Origin of the sequence: Nonomuraea sp. 3N208, from assembly GCF_052245935.1 — a bacterium.
Taxonomy (GTDB): Bacteria; Actinomycetota; Actinomycetes; order Streptosporangiales; family Streptosporangiaceae; genus Nonomuraea.
This window is the reverse complement of the sequence record NZ_JBQQBR010000110.1, coordinates 1-4,997: the sequence shown is the minus strand read 5'-3', so window position 1 is coordinate 4,997 and position 4,997 is coordinate 1. Positions and strand designations below refer to the sequence as shown.

At 59.7% G+C, this 4,997-nt stretch carries 5 protein-coding genes; 2 read left to right on the top strand and 3 right to left on the bottom strand.

The features are described from left to right. The first annotated feature begins 239 nt into the window (after positions 1–239). Positions 240–566 (top strand): hypothetical protein, encoded by a 327-nt coding sequence (locus ACTWPT_RS59425; protein WP_443186380.1) that lies wholly within the window; start codon positions 240–242, stop codon positions 564–566. Positions 567–615: 49 nt separating this feature from the next. On the opposite strand, the gene ACTWPT_RS59420 is transcribed toward ACTWPT_RS59425, so the two are convergent. Then, entirely contained in the window at positions 616–1,752 is a 1,137-nt protein-coding gene (locus ACTWPT_RS59420; RefSeq protein ID WP_443186379.1) for a hypothetical protein, read from the bottom strand. A gap of 292 nt (positions 1,753–2,044) precedes the next feature. Between ACTWPT_RS59420 and cutA the strand changes: the two genes are divergently transcribed. After that, positions 2,045–2,410 carry a divalent-cation tolerance protein CutA gene (gene cutA / locus ACTWPT_RS59415; RefSeq protein WP_443186378.1) on the top strand — a complete coding sequence of 122 codons (366 nt, stop codon included), beginning with the start codon at positions 2,045–2,047 and terminating at the stop codon, positions 2,408–2,410. On the opposite strand, the gene ACTWPT_RS59410 is transcribed toward cutA, so the two are convergent. Further along, positions 2,376–3,275, bottom strand: a complete 900-nt coding sequence (locus ACTWPT_RS59410) for a hypothetical protein (protein WP_443186377.1) — start codon at positions 3,273–3,275, stop codon at positions 2,376–2,378. The genes cutA and ACTWPT_RS59410 overlap by 35 nt on opposite strands. A gap of 99 nt (positions 3,276–3,374) precedes the next feature. Next, complete coding sequence (locus tag ACTWPT_RS59405) at positions 3,375–4,688, bottom strand: IS701 family transposase (protein WP_443186376.1); 1,314 nt, start codon at positions 4,686–4,688, stop codon at positions 3,375–3,377. Positions 4,689–4,997: the final 309 nt, after the last annotated feature.

The window sequence follows — 4,997 nt, the reverse complement described above, 5'->3', positions numbered from 1 at the left end:
CATGGACGATCCTCGGCAGCGGGCGCTTGGCCAGTGTCGTGCTCACGGTTCGTTGAGATCCTTACTCACCCTCATCACTCAGATGAACTTTAGTGGCATCTGTCTCAACAAACCTTGGCAGAGAGGGCCTCTCACCTTAGAGAACACTCCGGGGAGGACGCGGGAGGTCTGAGGGAGCTGTAAGGCGCTGGCTCCCAAAATTGGCTCCCGAAGCTCCTCCTCGGGTGGGAGAGGAACCCATGATCAACGAGTACCTTCCCGACGACAACGACGGGCGTTTCCCCGAGGACACCCCCGTCCTCGTCAGGTATCCCCTACGCGATGACCAGAACGACGATCGCGAGTTGTGGCCGTGGTTGCCGGGCACTGTCCTGAACCAATGCGGTCCCGACGAGTGGCGGGTCGTTGTCGAGGTGCCAGCTCTGGCCATACCTGACCGCAGCGTGCCTAACGGCGACGCCCTGGAGAACCTGCTCTACCCCACCTGCTTCCGCGACGCGACTGAGATTCGCGCCGTCAGCCTGCAGGTGTGGCTGCGTGTACCGAACGAAGTAGGGCCCGGCTGACCCCGGCCAACAGGCCACCGCCGCTCGTCGCGGTGGCCTGCCTATTTGACTAACTCGTTTCGTTACTTGGAAGCTCTTGAAGGGCCCTAAATAGAGCGTGCGGATCGCGAAGCAGCATGGGATTGCGCTCCAAGTGGATCAACTCCTGCTGTGTGAGATCTCGGACACAAAGCATCCCGGCGTCTTTTAACAACAAGATAGATCCAATCATAATTACCGCGTTCTGCTGGTCGGCAAGGGCCTCAATAAGTCCTTTCACTGAAGTACATTTCTTCTCGTCCACATTAGCCTGGACCTCATGCAGAGCTCGGAGTTCCAGAGCGCGCCGCGTCTCACCATATATTTCTTTAGCGACATCGGATTGTGCGAACTTCCTGCTGCGGGCAAACAAGGCACGGAACCATGACCCTCGAACGGACTGTCCCCATTCGGGATCATCAAGATCAAACGCCTCAAAAACATCCACTAACGCTGTTTCCAAGCGTAGATTTCCTGATTCGTTTTCCAGGTAAGCCATTACGGGAAGCACCTGACTGTTTACGTCCCTCGCGGCCTCGATATGAGCTAATACTGACCCCTTTAGTGCACTTTCCGCTGCTTTGGGATACTGTGTGGGGGAGCCACTCGATGCCGCCAACAACTTATAATCTGGCTGTAGGGGATAAATAAGAGGGCGATCAATAGTTGACCGAAGCTCGATACTTTCGATCCCTTTGGCAGGTACATCAAGACGTCGAGCTATGAGGAGCGCCACATGAAGCTTCGAGCATGACTGCATAAGCTCGACATAGAAATCGCTTAAGGCGACTGTCGCATTACGGCCTACGACATCTACAATTTGATAGGATCGACATTGGTCAATATAGGCTTCTAATAGCTCGTCTAATATCTTAGACTGTACCTCGATGTCTGCTACGAACTCGGGTAGAGGGCCTGCATCTAAGCCTTCTTGCGGAGCTCGATCGACCGCCGCGCGAACGGCCCGAACGGCTCGCCGCAACTGCTTGCGCATTGTTTCTGCTTCTAGAGCCACTTGCTCTGGGTTTGCAGGACCGATCATGTTGATTGGTGGTGGCCCCGAAAGGAGAACCGGTGCTCCGAGTCTCCGGATCCGAAGGCGATAAATTACAATAGAACCGAGAGCGGCGGCGATAATGAGTGCTAGTACTATCACTAATTCAGGCATCCCATGCTCCTCGACTTAATCTAACTCTTTCCCTCATGCGGACATATTGCACGATGAGAGAAGGACTTTCGGATTCAGTATGGCCCGTCAAACGTGTAGCCGGATGCAAGTTATGCACTATTTCACGATCCTAATGTGGATTTCGGTAACCCGAAATCCACCGATCGAGAGCCGTCGAAGCCGAAGCCCTAGCTTGAAGATCCCATCCAAGGCTGGCAGCAGGTCGTAGGTAGCAGCCTGGTCAGCATGCCCCTCCACGTAGACGAGGTCATAGGCTTACTGTGAGACCTACATGATCACACTTTCGGCTCAAGGGGACTGGGTTGTGAAGGGTTACATGCAGGTCCTGACCACTGTGCCCAGCGCCGATGAAGGCGCTGCCCTGGCGCGTAGCATCACCTCGCAACGTCTGGCCGCTGGCGTACAGATCATCGGGCCGATTCGGTCCCTGTATTGGTGGAAGGGCTCTTTGCGCGACGAGCAGGAATGGCAGTTGGTCATCAAGACCACACATGCTCTACTCGCCGCGCTCGAAAACCACATCAAAGCCAACCACAGTTACGAGACGCCGGAAATCATCGCAACTGAAATTTCTGCGGCCAGCGACTATTACCTGGACTGGATTAGCGCGGAGACGCAGAGAACTGACGCTTCGTAACGGCCAGCTCTTCCAGGAACGCGCGGACTGGTGGTTGAGTCTGCCAGCGCCTGAGTGACTCTGCGAGCACGATAAATCGCGGTAGCCATATGCCTGACTCGGTCTCACGGATGATCGCGAGACCCTCCCTTGCTGCTTTGGCAGCTTCCTTCACTGAGCCATGCACGATATGAGCAGTGGCGATGTCGCCGAGAATAATGCCTGCGCGCTTTCGTTCTACCTCAGGCAGGCGAGCTATGACAGCACGCGCTACCTGCTCGGCTTCGTCCAGTCGGCCGATTTGAGCGTAGGTTGAGATCTGGAAGGAGTCAAAGCGGTCCCGGTCGAGGAATCTTGTCCATACGCGATCCTCTTCTGGATCGGCGATATTGAACGCTTCGTTGGCGTCAGCCCAGGACTGAAGGGCCGCTTCCTTTTCTCCAAGTGCCGCGCTCTCTTCCGCGTGTCTCGCGGCCAGCCACGATGTGGTGCCAGGTGAAGTATCCATGGGCAAATGCTGGAGCGCGGTTGCCAGGAGCGAGCGCGCCCGCCCATGGTTTCCTTTGCCGCTCGGTATGTAGCTTCTATATCCGAACGCGCAGGCGATGATGGCCGGGTCATTGGCCTCTTTGGAGGCTTTCTCGGCCGTGTCGTAGAAGTTCCGAGCTGCTGATACGTTTCCCAGGTCGGTTGCGATCCAACCGGCGAGCACGCTGCTTTCGCCGGCAACCACGATCAAGCGTCTGCGAAGCTCGTCTTTGGGATCTGTGGCTGTGCCGTTCAGGATGGTTCCGACTTCGTTCAGGTGGGCCGCCAGCCCTTTGTAAATCGTGTGTGCGGGGAGCATTTCTTCGAGGCGATGGAAACCGGCGGCTCTCGCCTCCATCTCTCGTACTACTGCTTCGTCAATTGCGCTTGGCCTTGACAGCGCGAATGCTACCTTCTCCCATGCCTCGTTCTGAGCTAGTACGGCAGCCGCATTTCGCTAGCTGAGCAGGGCATATGCGGTGGCCAGGCGGGCGCGTTGGTGGAACCAGCGGGCGCGGGCCTGGTGCCGTCGTCGCCAGGCCGACCAATGGGCGGCGTGCAGGAGTGATCGCGTTGTCGTGGTGGCGGCGTTGAACAGGCGCTTGATCTCGGCGACGGTCAGCGGGATCATGCCGGGATCGGCCGGCGGAGCCTGATCAGGGTGCGTTGGGGGCGGTGCTTGGGTGTCGGTGCGGCGGCGGGCGGCTGCTGCGGCAACGGCGCAGATGGCCAGGGCGGCCATGACCAGCACAGTGTGCCGCAGGATCGCGTGATAGAGGCGGACCTGGGACTGGTCCAGGCCGAACAGATCCTTGCCGAACTCGAACGTTTCCTCCACCGGCCAGCGCAGCCCGGCGGCGGCTACCAGGCGTGACAGCGTGACCGGCCGGCCGATAGGGATGAAGCAGTAGTGGAAGGCTAGTTCCCCGGTCTTGCGGTGCTTGCGGATCAGCAGGTGGTGCACGGGGCTGGCGGTTGCGATCCAGGCCCAGGCGTAGGTGCGTTCGCCCTTGGAGCCGGCCCCGGCCGATCGGATGGTCCATTTGCGTTTCTGCTTGAGGTGCTTGGCGACCACGTCCGCGCAGGTCATGGCCGTCTCGGCGCCGAGAGTGAGGGTGAAGGACGAGCGGACGCGCAGTACGTAGGCCTGAGCGTGCTCCTGCAGGAAGTGGCGCAGGCTGGTGCAGGCGCCGTACACCTCATCGCTGGCGATGAAGTCGACGCTCATCCCGTCGGCGTAGGCGTCGGTGAGCAGGTCGATGGCCAGCTCGCCCTTGGTGCGAAAGGCCAGGTCAAGCGGCAGGCCCATGGTCACCGCCGCGACGGGGTCGGCGACTTGCTCGGCGGGGATCCACTGTCGGGAGGCGATCAATGCGTGTCCGCTGCCGGCCCGGACGTAGGCCAGGTGCACGGTGTTGATGCCGTTGTCGATTCCGCCCGCGCAGCCCATGTGCTGGCGCTTGACACCGGCCGTGGCTGATCCCTTCTTCTCCTGCCCGGACTCATCCAGAGCGCCGATCGCCAGGACGCCCGGTCCGGCGGCGTGGTCCAGGCCTGCGACTGCGAACCGGCGGATCGCGCTCATGACGCCCAGGGTGTCCCAGCGGGCGTGGTTGAGCAGGCGCTGGGTGGCGTCCGGTTGCCGGTCGCCCACCCACTCGGCGATCGTCCATCCGTTGCGTTTGGGCAGGTCAGACAGCAGTGCCAGGAGGTATTTGCGGGCTTGGAGGCGTGGTTCGATCCGTGGGAACAGCGACGCTATGGCGATCATTAACTGATCCAGGTGCCGCTGGACGCGGCGGGCCTCTACGATGAGGACTGCAGCCGCTCCCGATCTTGTTCTCTTCACACAGACATGATCATGGGCGGCTGCTCTCATGAGCGCCGGAAGCCATCACAAGATCGCATCGACTCTACGCATCAGCCCAGCTCACACAGCGAAATGCGGCTGCCGTACTACTGAGGCTCCGCCTCGGACCGCCGAGATTGCCGGTTCCGCTGGCGATCTGGCATCGGTGAGTTCATCGTCACGACCATAGAAACGGTTGCGGTGGGTGGTCATCATGGCGCGAGTCGTGAC

Bases quoted from the DNA above. Each gene is read 5' to 3' on its own strand.
- ACTWPT_RS59425 (WP_443186380.1), top strand. From the start codon at position 240: ATGATCAACGAGTACCTTCCCGACGACAACGACGGGCGTTTCCCCGAG.
- ACTWPT_RS59420 (WP_443186379.1), bottom strand. From the start codon at position 1,752: ATGCCTGAATTAGTGATAGTACTAGCACTCATTATCGCCGCCGCTCTC.
- cutA (WP_443186378.1), top strand. From the start codon at position 2,045: ATGATCACACTTTCGGCTCAAGGGGACTGGGTTGTGAAGGGTTACATG.
- ACTWPT_RS59405 (WP_443186376.1), bottom strand. From the start codon at position 4,688: ATGATCGCCATAGCGTCGCTGTTCCCACGGATCGAACCACGCCTCCAA.
- ACTWPT_RS59410 (WP_443186377.1), bottom strand. From the start codon at position 3,275: ATGGAGGCGAGAGCCGCCGGTTTCCATCGCCTCGAAGAAATGCTCCCC.